Raw genomic sequence first — 18,601 nt, 5'->3', positions numbered from 1 at the left:
ACGTTTATTTTATTAGATTAATTTTGCTGGCAAGTTAAGTATTTATGCAGTTGCATTATTGCTATTTATTTCAACCACCAAAACATGACCTTGATCTTTCAAAAAGTATTCATCATCTTGTGGAGCGCGTAATGACATCATTTTATCATCACCCACCTCCATGGTATCGCCTGGCCTCATTGTTGCACCGCTATCACGCAAATACTGTAGGATATTGCCAAACATTTCAAAATAATATTCCCCCTCATCATGGCTATTGGCTAATACAGCAAAATCAGGCAAGCCAAAAATATCCGCACCATAAGTACGCATCCATACCCCTTTAACACCCTCTACCTCATATTTCACAAATCCACAAAAGAACGAGGGTAAGCAATAGCGTAAACTATCAATTCCATCTTTATCTGTAACCAATTTGCGAATAGTATTTATCGGTAGCGAAGTATGTCCATTTCCGTTAATCACAGCTAAAGCATTAAACTCCTCCAAACCAGCTGCTAAACGGGTTAAAGCAAGGTATTGCTCAAGTACATCTTGCTCATACCCAACATAATATAAAATTAAATGGCTATCATTATTGCGAATTTGCGCTTTGATATCCTGATTATAATGTGCAGGTGCAATACAAGTTTCTAATACCTCTGCAGGATATGGAGCATTGATACCGAATAGCTTAATCACGTGTTTTCCCCAACCAACTAAGATATAGCATCCATCATCTAACTGCCCCAATGGCTGTTGGCATTGGATATCTTTCATAGAAGAATCTATATTACGTAATTTATTTAATAAATTATTTTCATCAAAACAAAATTGTCCTTTAAAAACGACTCCTAATGCTAACGGTTCTTTAATCTCTGGATTTTCAACCAGATTCCCGCTTGCTTGTTGTTGCTGTGTTTTTTTGCCAAATAGGCGTGAAAAAATATTCATTTACTATTCCTTAATATTAAGTTTTTCTAAAATCTATTATTATCAATAAGGATACTAACCATTATATTAATAAATCTGATTTATACTAAAGATTACTCAACAAAGTATTCCATCACCAATACCATTCCACCATTTTGTAAAAAAGATTCTTGTACCAATGGATTACGCAATAACATTTTTTTGCCCTCAGTATCTTCAGTAGTATGACCTGCACGTATCATTGCCCCACTATCCCGCAAAGAAAGCAATAAATTATTGAACATGTTCATATATTTTTCTCCATCTTCATAACTATTAGCTAATATAGCAAAATCAGGAAAACCAAAAGCATCGGCACCATAAGTACGCATCCATATGCCATCAAAATGGTCAACATTAAATTCCTCAAATCCAATAAAAAATAAAGGTAAACAATTACGTAACAAATACACGCCTTTTTGTTCGGTTGCCAGTGCACTGGCAACATGAGTTGCTAAAATTTGATGAGCTTTTGCATTAATAAGAGCGCACATATCACTATGTTCAAATCCAACAGCAAACTGTGTTAGAGCAACATATTGTTCAACTAAATCCTCTTCAAAGCCAACATAGTACAACATTATATGGCTTTGATGATGATAAACTTGTTGTCTAAAATCTTGCCTTTTTTGACTACTTTCAATACAAGGTTCTAAAATTTCGGCAGAACAAGGGGAATTAAAGCCAACGATTTTAATAATGTGCTTACCAAAGACTGCATGTATATCAGCTCCATCAGCTATTTGCTCAATTGATGATTGCAAACTAATATTTTTCATTGATGAATCAATTTTGCGTAATGTTTTTAATAATTTATGTTGATTAAAAGAGAGTTTGCCATTGAATAGAACGATCAAAGATAAAGGATTTTCAATAGAAGAATTTGGCACAAAGATGTCATCTGATTGCTGGATTTCATTATCACCACGCCTAAACAAGCGAGAAAATAACCCCATTTTATATTCCTTATTAAATTCATCTTCTATTACCTAAATAGCACAAGCCTAATTGGGTACGGTTTTGTATACATTATATTTATATTGTAGAGTATTTAAAATACCAAACGATCAATTTTTTAACAAACATATCTTGGATGATTTTTAAGCTCATCGACTAAAACATCGATTAAACAACATTGCATCACTTTTATTACGTATAGCGTTAGGTATTATGTTTTTGGCGCATGGGTTAACTAAACTTCTTGTTTTAACCCCCTCTGGTACAGCTCAATACTTTGAATCTATTGGATTTACAGGATTTGTTGGTTATTTAACAATTGCTTTTGAAATTGCTGGTGGCGCTTTATTACTTTTAGGAATTCTAACTCGTATAATCAGCTCACTCACTGTTATTCAGATGATTGTTATAAGTTTTATTCATTCAACAAATGGCTGATCATTTAGCAATACAGGTGGAGGTTGGGAATATCCTGCTTTTATGGCTTTGAGTGCATTTAGTCTTGTATTATTGGGGACTGGAAAAATTAGCGTATTACCTCAAAGATATCATTCATTAACAAAATAATATGATCCTTCTATTGAATTGAACTCTCTAAACAATAACTTCCAGTACAAATAAAAAATATAGAAATTGCTCGTATTGTTTACAGTAATTTGAGAAAATATTATAAACAATACAAGCAGTTCCCATAAATTATTGTTTATAACATTTTTATTATTAGCATGAAAAATACAAAGAAGAATTACAGGTGAAATAGTATGAAAGAATATAGTTGGGTTTGGGTTTTTAAGAGAGACAATATTTCAATGGTATCTGCGGTGTTTTCGTCCCTTGAAAAAGCAGATAACTGGGTAAAGCTTAACAAATTAACAGGCGTTTTGACTAAAATGCCGATAGATATTGGTGGTTATGATTGGTGTATACAAAATAGTGCACAAATGCTTGAGCACTATCATTACCAAGAAGGTATTAGATAAAGTTATATTAAATTGTTAGGTTTGTTTAAACTCACTTTATTAGTAATAGCAAAATTTTATAAATACTATAATTGACATAAATCTTACCAAGAAAAATGATATTTAAGAAAATCAGAATATTAATAATATGATAAATAATGAAATAAAATTCTTGGCAACAAATATTAACTGTTATACCGAAGATCAAGTATTAATTATTGGTATCAGCAACGATCTAATATTTCCCAACAATTACTTAATATTATCTAGATTTGATGAAGATGAAGGTGATGTAGATGAATCAATAGGTATTCAAACTCATCTAACCGAAATCGAAGTAGCTAAAGCAGTTAAAAGTATCGTTTTGAAAAAAAATACACTTACCATAGAGATAAATAAACATAAAACCGAGCAAATACAGGCTAAAAAAATTATTATTGAATTTAATGAACTAGATAACACGTTGTTAATTAAATATATTAACGATATTTTCTCAGATAGTTCAGCAACTGTAATTATTAATGTATAAAAGAAGAAAAAAGAAAAATAACATGCTTTATCAACAAGAATTTATAGCTTGTATCACACAAAAAATATCTGAAAAACAAGACCTGTTAGACATTAGAAAATCACTTGTTTATTTTAAAAACAAAGGCATGTCCAAAAATTGTATGTATGTGTGCTTGCAAAACTTAACATATCCTAATAGTGAAGATATTATTTTAGAATTAATGGATTTTGTAACAGGTTTTTGTCATTCTGATTTGGCTGTATACTAACATCAAAAAGAATAGATGTAGCAATTATCAAGATATAAGTATTTACATCAAATCACCCACATTGCATAAAATGATACAAGTGCGTATGTAAATGTAATAAGCTATTCTTCTTCTGATTTAAATAAAGAAATATTTTCTATGAATCGGTTTATTAGAATTCGGAGACAGAATCAACCTTACCCTTTAAATAACAAATTCACAAAATCTAGGATGGGATCCTTAATGAAATTTATTTATAGAAATGATAAAACAAAATCGCTTCATTGGGAATTTTGTGAGAAAAATAAAGCTCCTTTTATAGAGTTAAGTATTATTAATCATAAATTCACTAATATCTTTTATGATATAAGCAATTATCATATCTCTTTAGAAGAAATTTCTGATGATATAAAAAAATTATATTTAGCTTACATCGAATTTTGTATGCTTTCCGATCCTATAATTGAAGATTCGTATAACCAATACTATTTTTTTAATTTAATCGTAAAAAGTGAGCATGCTAATTTTTTAGCAGAAAAATTATATGATTATCTTTTATTTAGATTAAGCAATTAAGTTAGAATATTTCCACTATTAGTCAGGTTTAATTAAATAGTAGTCAAAACAGTTAGGGCAATATTTTTCTAGCCAATTTTTGGCTCTTGCACTAATAAAACAGCCTAGTATTTCAATTCCCATAAAAAAATCAGAATCATCAAGTTCGTTGCCAACAAAAGTAATATATTCCGAAGGGTTTTGCATATCGATAAGTTTATTTTTGTTTAAATGAATTTGGCTTTCTATACTAGACAAGTAATAATCTGGCATATCCTGATTTAATTTTACATCATTAATGCCATCAAAAATTAAATCCACTGGTTCATATAGATCATCTAAATAATCAGTTATATCTTTATTCACATCCCATTTTGTCCAATCAAGATTAATAATTTTCTTTTTTTCTATTTCATACAAAAATTTAATGCCTTTTAATGAGGAATTTTCGATTAGTTCCTTTATTTCTTTTGTAAAAATAAAGTTATTACTTGAAAAATAAGCTTTTGGAGTAAAAGGTCCGGTACGTTCGATAGCAATAGACTGCTTATTTTCATCCCAAGGTGTTAACCCTGTCCAAAGTATATCGCCCCAGTCGCCCCAAGGAGCGGTTTTATTTTCAATTAAGAATAGGAAGCGCTGATCTTTTGATTTCATGATTATGTACTTTTACATTGACACCCAAATAAACGTGTTATGATACTAGAAATGACAGCCTATATTCCATAGATCACTTAAGCTTTTTGTCAGACAATTAATTTATTTTTTCATCAATGCTTATAGCACCACAAAAACGGTTGCATAGTTATTACATGCGCAGCTATATTTTTGTTAAAACATGGTCAAGCAAAAATCACTATCTATGAAACGATACTCTAGCCAGTTGCCAGATTTTTTACTGTATCCTTGTAATATAAAATTATTCTCTTCAAGCGATATTTTCTGAATATATTCAAAAAACTCTAATTCATGTTTGAATAACGTTTTCTGTTCAAAGCGATTATTCAAATGATTAACGATAAAAACATTTGCTTCAAAAAATGACCAATTAAAAATCGATAAACAAACATTAGTTATGCGTTGTTTTGTCTCTAATTGGTAAACTGATGCAAAATATATCTTAATTTCATGAGAAAATATTTTAGTAGCCAAGATATTGCAATCAGCTGTTTCTATATGTTGTATATTCATTTTTTAGCAGCTTAGTTTGTTTTAAACAATAGATTGCTTTAAATCAACAATATTATCGTAAATATCTAAAGCGCTTGTTACCTAATCATATAGAAGAACGTGATTGGTATAATATTACTTTATCTGGCGATAGCATTGAGTCAATTAAGAAGAATTGCTTTTTTAACTTATCTTAATTTACTATCAGTGACGGTTTATTAAGCTTTGTTGTTAACTCTTTAATACATTCATTCGCCATTTTTTTGTATTTTATCGCATTTTCTTCAGAATCGTTTTCATCCACCATTTTTTCAAAATCGGCAAGTGTACCAAAAAATTCCATTGCTTGAATTGCAAATGCGCTATTAGCCCAACAAGCAAAAATAGTTTGTGACTTATCTTCATCAGTTTTACGATAAGCTATATTCTGTATTTGATCTATATCCAAATATATGCCACGAGTAACCGATAAGTTTTCGGGTAATGATGTGATTTTGGTTGACTGTATATTTAAATGCTCACCAACAAACAAATTTTTAGGCAATGCTTGAATTTGTGTATTCGCTAGACTTAAATACCCTCCTACAGATAAATGTTCTGGTAATATTTGGATTTTTGTATTTCTTAAATTTAAATACCCACCGACAGAAAATTTTTCGGGTAGTTGTTTGATGTTTGTATTTCTTAAATCTAAATCACCACCGACGGTTAAGCCTTCAGGTAATGATTGAATATTTGTATAGGCTAAATCTAGATCGCCACCAACAAATAAGTTTTCAGATAATTTGTTGATCTGACTATTGATTAAATATAAATCCCCACCAACCGACAAATTTCTTGGTAGTATTTCAATTTCTGTATTTTCTAGATTTAAATTACCACCAATCGATAGGTTATCAGGTAATTCTTTTAGCTCAGAAAAGACAAGATCTAAATCGCCACCAATTGATAAATTTTCTGGTAATGATTGAATGTCTGTATTTCCTAGATATAAATCACCACCAATAGATAGATTGTTAGGCAGTTCTTTGATATGTGTAAACGATAAATATAAACTGCCACCAACAGATAAATTGTCGGGTAATAGTTGAATTGATGAATCTGTTAAATCTAAATCACCACTAACAGAAAAATTTTTAGGTAGTGCTTTAATTTTTGTATGAGCTAAAATCAAATCGCCGTTAATCAATAAATTATCGGGTAATACACAAATTCCTTTTTTTGTTAAATTTAAATTATTATTAACTATGATTTTATTATCGTTAATACAGTATTTTACGCCTTTTTTGTTTAATAACTCCAAAAACTTTTCCATTATATCTCGCATAAATAATAAAGGTTGTGATAATTTTATTTTTATCCTGATATCAATATAAAATTACATATAATTACTACATTCGTGTTCTAAATCAAGCAGTAAACTTTCAGCATCAACAACTGGAGTATTAGATAGCCCCGGAACTGAGAAAATACCGACTTGAGTCCCTTTTGATGATAATTTAGGCAATAAATCATCCATTATATAATCAAGAGATAATGCTTTTGGTTTGTAATTTTCCCAACCATCTATAGCACAATTTGCAGCATATTCACGAGCTGGCCATAATATAAGAACTTCACTATTGTCACCATTTATGCCACTCAAGGCAAAACCATCATAATCCAAAACCCAAGCTTTTTCGTTATCAACAATTCTTTTTATAGAATAAATGTATCTCTCTTTGCTACCTTTATTTGACATAGCTTCGATTTCTTTGGCTGATACTTTCATAATTAGTCCTCATATTTTTTGCTACGTTTGGCAAGCATAGATAATAATAATTATCATGTCAATGTTGAAAATTTGTATAAATTAGAGTATTGAAATACAGTATATTGATATCCGTGTTTTTTTATAACCTGTTAAATTTTAAAATAAAATTAAATTAAAGAGTGATTTGAAATGACTGTCCACTAAAATGAGGACAGTTCACATTATTTAGTAATATTCGGCATTGTAGTCATTTTGCCGATCTTATTGGACTAATCAAGGTAGAGTGTTTTTTATTTTATCTTAATTTACTATCGGTAACGGTTTATTAAGCTTTGTACTCAGCTCTTTGATACATTCATTCGCCATTTTTTTGTATTTTATCGCATTTTCTTCAGAATAGTTTTCATCAACCATTTTTTCAAAATCGGCAAGTGTACCAAAAAATTCCATTGCTTGGATTGCAAATGCGCCATTAACCCAACAAGCAAAAATAATTTGCGAGTTATCTTCGCTAGTTTTACGATAAGCTATATTCTGTATTTGATCTATATCCAAATATATGCCACGACCAACAGATAAAGTTTCGGGTAATTCTTGAATTTCTGTCGATTCGATGTTTAAGTGACCATCAACGGATAAGTATTCAGGTAACCTAGTCATTTTGGTAAATTTCAAATCCAAATCACCTTTAATAGAAAAGTGTTCTGGTAATGCTTCTATTTCTGTAAATCCTAAGTATAAATTCCCACCAACTGATAAGTTTTCGGGTAGCATTTTGATGTTTGTCACTGTTAAATTGAGATCACCTTGGACAGATAGGTTTTCTGGTAGTGCTGTTATGTTTGTTTTTGCTAAATTTAGACTACCACTAATCGAAAAATTCTTAGGTAATGCTTTGATTTCCGTATTTGTTAAATATAAATAGCCACCAATAAGTATATTTTCAGGTAATTTTTTGATTTCTGTATTTGTTAAATCTAAATCACCACTAACAGAAAAATTTTTAGGTAGTGCTTCAATTCTTGTATAAGTTAAAATCAAATCCCCGTTAACAAACAAGTTTTCAGGTAATGCTTTAATTCCTTTATTTCTTAGATTTAAATTACCATCAACTGTGATCTTATTGTCTTCAATGAGGTATTTTATACCTTGTTTATTTAGTAATTCTAAAAATTTTTTCATAATTTCTCTTTAGTGATAAAAACTGTTTTAAATAGACTGCATTAATGCGGTTAACAACGGTAAATTTTACTACTACAGATTTTTGCTTAAAAACGGAAAGACCTTTTTTTGACCTTCCCATTTTGGATTAATCCAAAAAATCATCATTTTCAAGGTAATAAATAATAGCATCTAATAAATCTTTTTTTGTAGCATTAGGATGATGTTCAAGTTTATTATCGATAATGGCTTGAAATGTCGGATATTCTAACCATGCTTCATATTTATCAGGTGAATCATCCATTTCATCAAATTCATCTTCCGTCTCTGCAATGTAATAATTGGCATTTTTAATGCAATTGATCTCATTTATAAATTCAGGTTCTACAAAAAAAGACCAAGGTTCATTCAAATTTTTATAAATACGGAACAAATTATCAATTCCTCTTATAGTTTTCATTCATAATCTCCAATTATTATTTACAATAAATTGTATCTGGCTATTTTCTGCCATCATCACAACCATCGTCTTTATTTATTTCATTATTCCACTCTAAACTGACTTGCTCATCATAGCATGGTGGAATTTCTTTATCTAGAACAGGTAAATATTCGCCGTTTATTATATTATATGCATGTTTTCTATAAGGATACTTAGATATTATATTTTTAATATCATCATACAAATTTTCTTTTTTTAACCAGACGTTACCACATTCACCACACCCAAAAAATGGAGGGATATCTTCAATATAAGATACTATACCCGTACATGTTTCTTTAGGGCATCTTAACCCATTAACAACAGGGATTTGTTTATTGTCTAGGTTAGTTAACCGCATTGGATTAAAAGCATAACTCATAAAACAATAAGGGCACTGTATCATAATGAATTTCATGTTTTTTTCACGAGAAACTAAGATGAATCGGTCTTGCTCCTCTGATGCTATAAATGCTTTATTACAATTATCGCAGAATAAATTCATACCGACCTCTTTTAATTAGTACCAAATAAGGGATATTCTTTTAGGATACTTGTGTAAATCTTTATTATTGACGAAATAATGGGCTTTTATGATGTACAACCATATTATCAGCCAATTTTCCTTCCAAATTATTACAAACGTTAATAACTATTTGTAGCTTACTTCACATTGACCAATCACATCAAAAATATGATCATAAGTACTTAAAACATAATGTTCATCTTGTTCCTTATCAAATACTTTATCGAAACAAGATTTTTGTACCAGCTGATATTTTGATTCATCAATCATCGTAATAGTTAAACTTTTTATATTTTTAAATTTAAAACAGATTAAAGCCTCGCCTTCTAATCCTCTGCTGGGTTAGCAATGTGGTAACCACAAAGAAGCTACTACCTTTAATTCCAGTGGAAACATATCAAATATGATGTCTTTTAATATTAAAGCGTCTCTTCCATATATTTCTCCATAGATTGTTTCAATTGCCTGATTGTTTACTTCTGGCATTTTATTTTTCTCCTATTTCGACTATTCCCAAACTGTCGTCATGTAGTTTAATTATTATTTTTAATTGACCGATAAACCGAATGAAAACAACAGTGCTAAAACTGATGCTTTTTTATCCTCGAAACCAAAAGCCGAGGAATTTATATCAAAGGTATATAAAAGCTCATTTTTGTTTAACAACACAAAATGATAATCATGTAATATATCAATCAGTTCAGGCAATATTTGATAAATATCATCATTACAATCAATAACTTTATTTTCATAAAATAAAAAGGCATAGGCCGATACTAAAGATAAATATAAATACATTGATTTATTATGATAATTAAATTTTAGCGATATACATACGTCATAGTTTAAATCAGTATTATCTTCTACTTTAAATAAAGCATGGATATCATTTAGTAGACATTTATATTTTAGGGAGTTATAGGATTCCATCACGAAATGGAAATCTGGGTTGCTTAAATCGCCATATGCTTTTTGAAGTGCATATAAGATCTTTTCTCTTTGAATATGCATTAATATTAAAACTCCCATTTTATGGAATACTTATGTACTTCACTTTTGCAATCCACATGAATGCTGGTTTTAGTTTGCACGTTCCCATTAGGCTCAGTCTCAACCGAACTATTTTTACTCAAACCGCTATAAAGGATCACTTAATAAATTGTGCTAATTACTCATCACCACATATTCATAATTAGCATATTTTTTTAGGGTTATTTCATACCATCATATTCCCAATAAAAACTACTGGCTAATTTATCCAAGGCTTGTATTTCATCAGTGGGATTTATCAAAGCAAGCTGCTGATCTATTGTGCGTCTAACCTTATTCCAATCGTATTGGTATAGTAACAACATTTTATATAATTTAGGTTGTTGCATTCTATCGTTATTTAAATTCATTATCCCTTCTGGAGTGGCAATAATAATTGAATAAATATCTGTTTCATCCTTTCCTGTAATACCAATATTCATTTCTAATAAGTAAAATACTGCATTGTCTTCTGGCTTCCATCGCCAAGGATCATGTATATCTGGGGACCAGTAATGTTTCACTTCAAATTTTTGTTGCCTAATTTTTAATTTATTCATGATATATCGCTTGAGATTTTGCTAGTTATGGCAACCCGATAGAATTATTATTAAATCATATCGCCGTGTTGCCAGTTAGTTATTGTTTATGTTGATTGCTCAAAAGTCATATATGTATTTTTCTTTTCATCTAAAAATATATATAAATAGGATATATCATGGCTAATTTGGGTTATATCTAATTGACCTATAAAAATTAACGGTTTGTTATCTACGGTTGGCCAGTTTGGGGATTGAAGCCATTTAGGTCTATTTTTTAAAAACTTAAAATCTTTCTTAATTTCTAATTTTAACGCTCTTTCTAATTCAACTCCAACTTTATCCCGATGTTTATTCATGATTAAATTAAAGTATGGTTCAGTTAAATTTAACCAACTTGGCTGAATTTTCATAAATAGATCATACTTTTTTTTATGTTCATTATTTAACGAGAAGTTAATATTTCTTTTAGCGAGAAACTTTGAAAGTAAATCTTTACTATCGAGTTCACCTGATGGCAATAAAATATCAATTTCAATAAGATATAAAAATGCGTTTTTATATCTGCTGGTATAGGGGGGAATTTGATTCTCTTCAGATAGAAGATCTTCAATATCCTTATTATAATAAAGTTCTTTTTGAAAATCCTGTGGAGAAAGCGAGCCTGCCAAATAGCTTTTTATAATATCGATAGAATTCATTTTTTATTACCTTTTGGGTATCGCAACAGATCAAGGGCAACATTTCTTTTTTTTCATGTGACTCAATTTTAATTGATTAAATTTTGAGATCTTCTTTTGAAATGTTATCTCTATTTTTTCCTTATATAATCAATAATAATCATATAGTAATTGATGACGATAAACAAATCACACATTATTCCAATTCAAAAAATGACGCCCTTTAATGTATTGGATATTACCGCAGGCGATAAGTCAGCTTGCTGATAAATTATAGTGCTTCCACTACAGAAGTGGATTTCAATTTGTTCTATATTATCTATATGGTTTACTGTATGCTCAGGCAATAATTGGATAATATTAGCTGATAATAAAGCATTAAAATTTGTTTTCATTATTCCATAAGTATCATGGATAGCGATACCACTAACTTCATGGTTATCTTCAGATAAATTAATGAGTTCATAGCCACTATGTTCTTTTTTATCAAGACCTACTTCTATATCAAAAAGCCCGATTTTAGCCGTGTACAAAATGGCTGATTTCATTGTTTCTATTCGGCAATGTCGAAAAAAAGCATCTTTCGCTAAAGCAGAAAGGCACTTCAAAAAGCCACCATTGTTAATAATATCAATAAGATCAATATTTAATTTTCCCATATTTAACATTCTATCTTTTTATTGTCCCTGTTTTTCATTTATCATAAGCATAAAATAAAAAGCCAGATAGTAACAAAACTATATATCTGATAAATTAGACGATTTATCATTTCATTATTTACATTAACCCAATGAAAACACTCAGCCGAAAACTTGCTTTAACACTGTTAGCTATCGAAATGATTACACAATCCACAAAACAGGATATTGAAAATATACTCTTTGCAAATTATCTTGATAAAGAAGGCCAACCTTTAGCATATAACAATATTTATGATGATGCCATTGAGCAATTTTTATTAGGCTATTTTGTTGGCATTAAATTGAAAGGCTATTCTAATCAATATTTAAAACAATATATTAGTGCTTTATACCGTGAACCTATTACCATTATAGGGGACGAAGATATCTTGCATGCATGCCCTTGTTGCCATTATTTAACCTTAACTCATCAAGGACAATACGATGTTTGTCCATTATGCTATTGGGAAGATGACGGCACACAAAATAATGAACTAAACCATTATAGTGCAGTTAATCACTCAACATTAAGCAAATATAAAGCAATATTCGACAAACAAAAAGCTACGTTAACAAATATTTCGTATAAATTAGCTAATAGACATTTATAATACTTGCATCAAATCTAGGTTTGATTATGCAATAAATTAACCACGCTTTTGGAGATTAACATATAAAAGAGTGCTTAGATGACAAAAATATTAGCGTTATGGAATAAACAAACATTACCTATAAAAGACGGGATTTACTTTTCTACTGGTGAATCGATATCCCTTTCAGCCCAGTTTTATCCCCAATTGTTAATTAAAAAAGGGAAACAATTCAACCTTAATCTTTTTTTGGATAAAGATCCTGATAATATCACTAATATAGATATCACAAAAAAAATTACCATAACTAATGGTAATCAATGCTTTTTAGGTGAAGGAAGTTATGGTTCAGAAGGGTTTATTGCCTACTTAACGCCTAAAGATGATTTAAAATGGGTGATCTATTTCGAAACATCAAACCCATTCATTAATGCAACTGAATTGCCAAATCACTTTCTTATAGTGGAATCAAGTGCCGATTTCAAAATAGTGATTGAATTAAATAACCCAATAAATCTTATTTTAACTAAATAAGATTTATTATATTGTTTTTACCCATACAAATAACGCCAAATAACACATGAGGCTAAAATAAATGAGAAACCCGAAAAAGTAATATATGCTTTAACAAAGATATGGCATAATCAGCCAATATTCAAAAATCCAAAAGAAAAATAGAAAACAAAAGCCTAGATGGCTTATTAATTTTTACAAAATGGTTAAACCACATAAAGCAATTTTAAGTAAATGCCTTATACATTATTATTTGCGAATTATTTTTATAATTTGATATTAACAATCTGGCAATTTCCTACATTTAATTTGATGATTTTATGGTATGTAAAGGAATATCTCTGATGGAGAAAAACAAACAACAGGTTGTAGATTTATTAATATCTCATAGTCAAATTTTAGTCAGATCTAGACCATACAGTGAAGAATTATCGCAATGGGGTAAACAAAATATTGCACAAGGTGCAGTTATTCATAAGGATTATGTCATTTTTGACCCATTACCTGATGATGTTTTCGGTGCAAACGTTTTTTTAACCTTATCAGATAGTTTTACAATGGATAACCAAACCCAACGATGCATTGTTGTTCCCTTTTACACACATCCCAAAAATACGATTGAGGTTGCCTCTGCCACAGAAAAATTTACTATTAACCTACAATTAGATGCACCATTATATTCACTGTATTATGAAATCTGCGAAGGTGATGAAGTTTTTTATAAATTTACCTTTATACCTGCACTTGTACCAATCACAGCTCACTACATTATTGATGACCAATGGGGTGGCAAAAAAGGAAAAATACTCCAATCGGGTAAAGTATAACCATCTTCAACCTAATTAACACTAATCAAAGCATAAAAATAAACCAACAAGAACTAAATTGTTTTTGTCTGTGGTGGAAATGTTAAAAATCTTGTCAAAAACTTTCAGGTAACTATATGTTTAAGTAAAAAAAGCATTTAAATATAAACAGTATTCAAGTATAAAATTAAATTTTGTTGGTATTAAATTGTCGATATACCTTAACTACTAATCAAAGGTCTCCAAACGTTATAAAAGATTATTACCTATTTTAATAAAACATTCAGGTAGACCATTGATTTCAGGTTAAACTAACGAAAATACTTAATTAAAATAAACCAGTTACTCGATAATAATCTAATAATATTTTTCTCAAATTAATCGAGAATCAAAATTAAATATTATCAATTTTTTGCTGCCAATACCCGTTCAACTGTATCAACAATGGCTTGAGTTTGGGAATCAATTTCGATATTAACTTTATCTCCGACTTTTTTAGCGTCTAACGTGGTAATAGCTAACGTTTCAGGGATTAAATGAATAGCAAAACGATCTTCTTTTACCTGCCCAATTGTTAGGCTTGCACCATCAATGCCAATAAAGCCCTTATATAATACATATTTCATAAATTCTTTCGGCAATTGTAACGTCATCTCACAATTTGTGGCAGTTTTTTGAATATCAACAATAGTTGCAGTGCAAGATATATGCCCTGACATCACATGACCACCAATTTCATCACCATATTTAGCGCTACGCTCAATATTCACAAAATCATCGATTTTTTTATCACCCAATGTCGTTAATGCAAGGGTTTCTTCCATAATATCAAACGACACGATATCTTTATCGACCCTCGTTACTGTTAAGCAACATCCATCATTGGCAATCGACGCCCCTATTTCAATTTTATTAGTTAATTGATGCGGTAATTTAACTTTATATGTTCTTAATTTATTTTGATCAACAATATCAATAATCTGACCAACGCCTTGAACAATGCCTGTAAACATAGATATACCTCAAATTTTCTTAATATTGAATATTCTATCTCAATCTGATTAGGATTTCCTATTTCTATTTTCTACTGGTATGATCGTTTTATATATTTTCCGATCACTTAGTATCTATAGCGATAACAAATTCATATTTCAAAGTATAGTCAAGGATATATCATTATGTTAAAACTGATTTTAGCCATTTCTGTCGGTTCAGTAGCGGGGGGATTAATGCGTTGGTTCTTATCACTTAAACTCAATGTTATTGCTTTTACTATTCCACTAGGTACATTGCTATCTAATTTAGTTGCTGGCTATATTATTGGCTTTGCAATTGCCTTTTTTAATCACTCTAACCTTTCTGCTGAATGGCGGTTATTGGTAATAACAGGTTTTTGTGGTGGCTTATCAACTTTTTCAAGCTTTTCTGCCGAGGTGGTTAACTTTTTACAAGACGGTCGAATATATTGGGGTTTAGCAACAATATTGATTCATGTAATTGGTTCAGTTTTAATGACATATTTAGGTATTTTATCGTATCAATATTTGCGTTCTTAAAATAACTCAATTAATAAATCACATAAAAAATAATCATAAATAGAGTTTACAACCTTAAAATACTGTATTAATATACACTGTATAGAAAAACAGTACAGAGGTTATTATGCTTATTGAACATTCTACACAACAACTTATGGCTATTAATTTTGAGTCCCCTTTTCAACAAGTATTACAACAACAACGCCCTTTATTAAAATCACTTAATAAAGCTAAAAAATGGCAATTATGGCTTTCTGACCGACCAATGTTAAAACGTTCATGGGTTAATACTGCAGGGTTAGATAAACACAAAGTGATTCATCTAGCAAATTTAAATAATGAAGACCTAGTATCAACCATTGAAAAAGTCTTACAATACAAAACCTGTAGCTATATAGTTGCTTGTATCAATAACCTTAATGAACAAGACAAAGCACGTTTACAAAAAGCCGTATCATTAAGTGATACTTGTCTACTTTTAGTACACGATGAGCAAAGTGAACAATCTATCCAATATCATTAAAAACAAACATATTATTTAAATAAAAGCATATTTTTTAATTTTAGAAAGCAAATCTAAAATGTTTAATAAACTAATATACCACTATAAAAATTAAGTTAAGTATTTGATGTATAAAAAATCAGGGCTGAGCATTTAGCAATGTTCAGCTTTTTTTGATAGTTGTTAATAATAGTAATTTATAATAGCAATTGACACAGTTTTTTTCGAGAAACCTTTCCAATCGCCGTCATGGGTAATTAATCTACAATAACGATTTTTTTGGCAAATAGAATTTACTTAGTAATTAAAATTTTTTGCCTTGCTACTACAATCAGCCATTTTAAAGTATTCTGTTGTACTACGCCTAAAACGGTTATTTTCCAAAGATGTGTTACTTTAATTTGAGTTTGATACGTTAATAATAAGGTAGTTAATAAAGAATAATCAGACTATTTGCTTTCATAGTCCAATCTATGTTTTTAATTAAAATCAATGCGTTATAGATTGTATTCTTTTTTATTATTGTGGCTTTATTTTTCAAGAAAAGCGCTTTTATTATTTAATAACAGTCGTTTAATAACAACTGGTTAATAACAAAAGCGCAAATTTTTAAATCTTATTAGTCGGGGCGTTTTTTGGTTTTAAGTTATTAAAGCTTAAGGCCAACTGGTTTTGCCAGCCGATGCTCCATTGAGCAGCGGCTTAGTTCTTGGCTAGATTGTTCTTGATTAACGCCATAAATATCCCTGTGCTTTAAAACTGAACTAACCACTAAAACGTGCAAATAGCAGAAGCATCATAAAACCCATAAGATCCAGTAACCGTGCCTTCGTATACAAGAAACGGATTACTTCCCATTATATCACTCGTCCAATGCGGGAATCCGAAATCAGCATCGGTATATCCACCAATCAGTGCGCCCCACTCGGTAAATAAACCAGCGCCTATTCGTCTCTGAGGATAATTACCTATTGATAAAGGAGTAGCGCCATTTATGTCTTCTACACATGGGAAACGATCATCTATACCACATTTCGCATTAGTTAAATCGCTTATCCGAGGCAGACGATAACCTATGCTATTACACCAAGATTCTTGCTCAGAAAATGTCCCTAACTTGTTTCCTCGTGCAACAAACCACTGCTTTAACTTAAATCCATATTTCACTACTACATTACCACTACTATCTCGACCCTCTAATTCAAATACCTGTGGTAAATTTGGCACGGCAATTAGACCTGGACTATCTGACTCTTTTTGACTATCACTTGCCGCTGGCCCTGTCAACTTAACGCGCGTTACAACTTTTTCACCCCCCCCATTAGTAACCACTTCTTTCGTTACTGTCGCTGTGATCCCCCCGTGTGTAACTGGCGACCAAGTCAACTGACTTTCATCTACTCCTCCTATGAGTAAATCAAAATATAAATTGTGCGCACCCGTGGTCGGGAAATTTAGGTTGTATAAATCAGGATTAGTTGATTGAACGAAAAATCCGTCCCTATAATTCCATATGTCACCTAGACCATCCAGACCACCAACGAGATTTGGCTTTACAGAACAGATTTGAGGGACGGTATTTGGACTAATGTAATACGTTACTGTACCTCCTTCGAGTTTACTATAATATGGGTCACCATACATAGTAAATAAATAAACCTCTGGACTCTCTAATCTCACCGCATAAGGTGCATTACATATCGTTAACCTACTATTATTATTACGATCACTATTAATCCATCGACCATTTTTATCAAAGATAGACAGAAGGATACCCCCATTTGTCTCTATAGGATCTCCATCATCATCACGCAATTTACCTTGTGCCACCAAGTCATTCATATGGAAGTACTCACTTAATGGCGGAACTATTATATTAATATTACCCCAAGTATACTCTACAGGTACCTTAATTGGTGCTGCCGGTGATGAGGGATTATTTTGTGGTGTAAATGTTCGACCGTCTGATAACTTAATAGCTAATAAGCCATCTATATTAGTCTCTTTAGTGACACCATCATCAAGCGTTAAATAGGGTGCAGTGCCTTGAATGGTATTCGATGTAGTGGCCGATAATGCCTGCGATTCCAATGAATACGGCAGTAACAACAACGGCGCCAGTACCAATTGAATTTTTAAAAATGATTTTGTAGATAATTTCAGAGATATAAATAAGTTTTGAGCAAACACTCGCCGAATAAAATTATTCGATAAATTTAAGACATAGGCTTGCCAAGTCTTGTGGCAAAAATGATATTGCATTACGATTCATCCATCAAGTACATTGTTTTATTGTTATTGTTTTGTTTTATATTTATTAGCTTGTTAAATAAGCTTGTTTTCCTAAATCGATGGAAGTATAGCCGTTAAAAAAATAGTTGGCTAGTTCTTGAGCTTACTTTTTTGTAAAGAAATGTAAAGATAGAAATGATTCAGCTTTAGCAATAAGTCAA

The 18,601-nt window shown here is 30.6% G+C and carries 25 protein-coding genes and 1 pseudogene; 10 read left to right on the top strand and 16 right to left on the bottom strand.

The features are described from left to right. Positions 1-42: 42 nt before the first annotated feature. Together GYW75_RS01430 and GYW75_RS01425 are read right to left on the bottom strand one after the other, a co-directional pair. Entirely contained in the window at positions 43-933 is an 891-nt protein-coding gene (locus tag GYW75_RS01430; RefSeq protein ID WP_085164739.1) for a DUF4261 domain-containing protein, read from the bottom strand. Between the two features lie 92 nt (positions 934-1,025). Next, a complete protein-coding gene (locus GYW75_RS01425) occupies positions 1,026-1,907 on the bottom strand; it encodes a DUF4261 domain-containing protein (protein ID WP_085164741.1) in 882 nt (293 codons plus the stop codon). Positions 1,908-2,085: 178 nt separating this feature from the next. Between GYW75_RS01425 and GYW75_RS12295 the strand changes: the two are divergent. The 5 genes and pseudogenes from GYW75_RS12295 (at position 2,086) to GYW75_RS01400 (ending at position 4,201) form a co-directional block, all read left to right on the top strand. Continuing rightward, positions 2,086-2,475 (top strand): annotated as a pseudogene (locus tag GYW75_RS12295) (DoxX family protein). A 194-nt stretch (positions 2,476-2,669) separates the two neighbouring features. After that, positions 2,670-2,888, top strand: coding sequence for a DUF7710 domain-containing protein (locus GYW75_RS01415; RefSeq protein WP_065589781.1), 219 nt, complete (start codon positions 2,670-2,672; stop codon positions 2,886-2,888). A gap of 151 nt (positions 2,889-3,039) precedes the next feature. Continuing rightward, a complete protein-coding gene (locus GYW75_RS01410) occupies positions 3,040-3,396 on the top strand; it encodes a hypothetical protein (protein ID WP_065589780.1) in 357 nt (118 codons plus the stop codon). Next, positions 3,389-3,646 carry a hypothetical protein gene (locus GYW75_RS01405; protein ID WP_238786372.1) on the top strand — a complete coding sequence of 86 codons (258 nt, stop codon included), beginning with the start codon at positions 3,389-3,391 and terminating at the stop codon, positions 3,644-3,646. Before GYW75_RS01410 ends, GYW75_RS01405 begins: the two co-directional genes overlap by 8 nt. A 222-nt stretch (positions 3,647-3,868) precedes the next feature. Further along, positions 3,869-4,201, top strand: a complete 333-nt coding sequence (locus tag GYW75_RS01400) for a hypothetical protein (RefSeq protein ID WP_085164743.1) — start codon at positions 3,869-3,871, stop codon at positions 4,199-4,201. Between the two features lie 18 nt (positions 4,202-4,219). On the opposite strand, the gene GYW75_RS01395 is transcribed toward GYW75_RS01400, so the two are convergent. From GYW75_RS01395 to GYW75_RS01340, 12 genes are all read right to left on the bottom strand, one after another. Further along, entirely contained in the window at positions 4,220-4,837 is a 618-nt protein-coding gene (locus GYW75_RS01395) for a hypothetical protein (protein ID WP_174795983.1), read from the bottom strand. Between the two features lie 174 nt (positions 4,838-5,011). Then, complete coding sequence (locus GYW75_RS01390; protein ID WP_174798163.1) at positions 5,012-5,371, bottom strand: hypothetical protein; 360 nt, start codon at positions 5,369-5,371, stop codon at positions 5,012-5,014. 172 nt (positions 5,372-5,543) lie between these two features. Continuing rightward, complete coding sequence (locus tag GYW75_RS01385) at positions 5,544-6,665, bottom strand: hypothetical protein (RefSeq protein WP_174798162.1); 1,122 nt, start codon at positions 6,663-6,665, stop codon at positions 5,544-5,546. A 63-nt stretch (positions 6,666-6,728) separates the two neighbouring features. After that, positions 6,729-7,121 (bottom strand): DUF2750 domain-containing protein, encoded by a 393-nt coding sequence (locus GYW75_RS01380; RefSeq protein ID WP_085164754.1) that lies wholly within the window; start codon positions 7,119-7,121, stop codon positions 6,729-6,731. 282 nt (positions 7,122-7,403) lie between these two features. Continuing rightward, positions 7,404-8,285 (bottom strand): hypothetical protein, encoded by an 882-nt coding sequence (locus tag GYW75_RS01375; protein ID WP_174798161.1) that lies wholly within the window; start codon positions 8,283-8,285, stop codon positions 7,404-7,406. A 127-nt stretch (positions 8,286-8,412) separates the two neighbouring features. Continuing rightward, positions 8,413-8,724 (bottom strand): DUF7716 domain-containing protein, encoded by a 312-nt coding sequence (locus GYW75_RS01370; protein WP_174798160.1) that lies wholly within the window; start codon positions 8,722-8,724, stop codon positions 8,413-8,415. A 40-nt stretch (positions 8,725-8,764) separates the two neighbouring features. Next, a complete protein-coding gene (locus GYW75_RS01365) occupies positions 8,765-9,250 on the bottom strand; it encodes a hypothetical protein (RefSeq protein WP_174798159.1) in 486 nt (161 codons plus the stop codon). Between the two features lie 363 nt (positions 9,251-9,613). Then, a complete protein-coding gene (locus GYW75_RS01360) occupies positions 9,614-9,757 on the bottom strand; it encodes a hypothetical protein (RefSeq protein WP_174798158.1) in 144 nt (47 codons plus the stop codon). A gap of 60 nt (positions 9,758-9,817) precedes the next feature. After that, on the bottom strand, positions 9,818-10,282 hold the full coding sequence (locus tag GYW75_RS01355; RefSeq protein ID WP_143422057.1) for a hypothetical protein: 465 nt from the start codon (positions 10,280-10,282) through the stop codon (positions 9,818-9,820). A 200-nt stretch (positions 10,283-10,482) separates the two neighbouring features. Then, positions 10,483-10,860, bottom strand: a complete 378-nt coding sequence (locus GYW75_RS01350) for an Imm8 family immunity protein (RefSeq protein ID WP_085164763.1) — start codon at positions 10,858-10,860, stop codon at positions 10,483-10,485. A gap of 86 nt (positions 10,861-10,946) precedes the next feature. Beyond that, positions 10,947-11,540 (bottom strand): hypothetical protein, encoded by a 594-nt coding sequence (locus GYW75_RS01345; RefSeq protein ID WP_174798157.1) that lies wholly within the window; start codon positions 11,538-11,540, stop codon positions 10,947-10,949. A 185-nt stretch (positions 11,541-11,725) separates the two neighbouring features. Then, positions 11,726-12,178 carry a hypothetical protein gene (locus tag GYW75_RS01340; protein ID WP_174798156.1) on the bottom strand — a complete coding sequence of 151 codons (453 nt, stop codon included), beginning with the start codon at positions 12,176-12,178 and terminating at the stop codon, positions 11,726-11,728. Between the two features lie 131 nt (positions 12,179-12,309). Here GYW75_RS01340 and GYW75_RS01335 point away from each other — a divergent pair, with 131 nt between their 5' ends. From GYW75_RS01335 to comJ, 3 genes are all read left to right on the top strand, one after another. Next, positions 12,310-12,810 (top strand): CPCC family cysteine-rich protein, encoded by a 501-nt coding sequence (locus tag GYW75_RS01335; RefSeq protein WP_174798155.1) that lies wholly within the window; start codon positions 12,310-12,312, stop codon positions 12,808-12,810. A 78-nt stretch (positions 12,811-12,888) separates the two neighbouring features. After that, the gene (locus tag GYW75_RS01330; RefSeq protein ID WP_174798154.1) at positions 12,889-13,323 is read left to right on the top strand and encodes a hypothetical protein; all 435 of its coding nucleotides are present in this window, start codon (positions 12,889-12,891) and stop codon (positions 13,321-13,323) included. A gap of 323 nt (positions 13,324-13,646) precedes the next feature. Next, positions 13,647-14,129 (top strand): competence protein ComJ, encoded by a 483-nt coding sequence (gene comJ / locus GYW75_RS01325; protein WP_085164772.1) that lies wholly within the window; start codon positions 13,647-13,649, stop codon positions 14,127-14,129. 383 nt (positions 14,130-14,512) lie between these two features. Here comJ and GYW75_RS01320 read toward each other — a convergent pair whose 3' ends face one another. After that, positions 14,513-15,121, bottom strand: coding sequence for a riboflavin synthase subunit alpha (locus GYW75_RS01320; protein WP_174798153.1), 609 nt, complete (start codon positions 15,119-15,121; stop codon positions 14,513-14,515). Positions 15,122-15,286: 165 nt separating this feature from the next. Here GYW75_RS01320 and crcB point away from each other — a divergent pair, with 165 nt between their 5' ends. Further along, positions 15,287-15,664 (top strand): fluoride efflux transporter CrcB, encoded by a 378-nt coding sequence (gene crcB, locus GYW75_RS01315; RefSeq protein WP_085164775.1) that lies wholly within the window; start codon positions 15,287-15,289, stop codon positions 15,662-15,664. A gap of 106 nt (positions 15,665-15,770) precedes the next feature. After that, positions 15,771-16,169 (top strand): cell division inhibitor SulA, encoded by a 399-nt coding sequence (locus tag GYW75_RS01310; protein ID WP_065589978.1) that lies wholly within the window; start codon positions 15,771-15,773, stop codon positions 16,167-16,169. 750 nt (positions 16,170-16,919) lie between these two features. Here GYW75_RS01310 and GYW75_RS01305 read toward each other — a convergent pair. After that, on the bottom strand, positions 16,920-18,410 hold the full coding sequence (locus GYW75_RS01305) for a hypothetical protein (RefSeq protein ID WP_174798152.1): 1,491 nt from the start codon (positions 18,408-18,410) through the stop codon (positions 16,920-16,922). Positions 18,411-18,601: the final 191 nt, after the last annotated feature.

Source organism: Gilliamella sp. ESL0232 (assembly GCF_013346885.1).
GTDB classification, from domain to species: Bacteria; Pseudomonadota; Gammaproteobacteria; order Enterobacterales; family Orbaceae; genus Gilliamella; species Gilliamella bombi.
The sequence above is the reverse complement of the archived record's forward strand: the minus strand, read 5'-3'. Positions and strand labels throughout refer to the sequence as shown.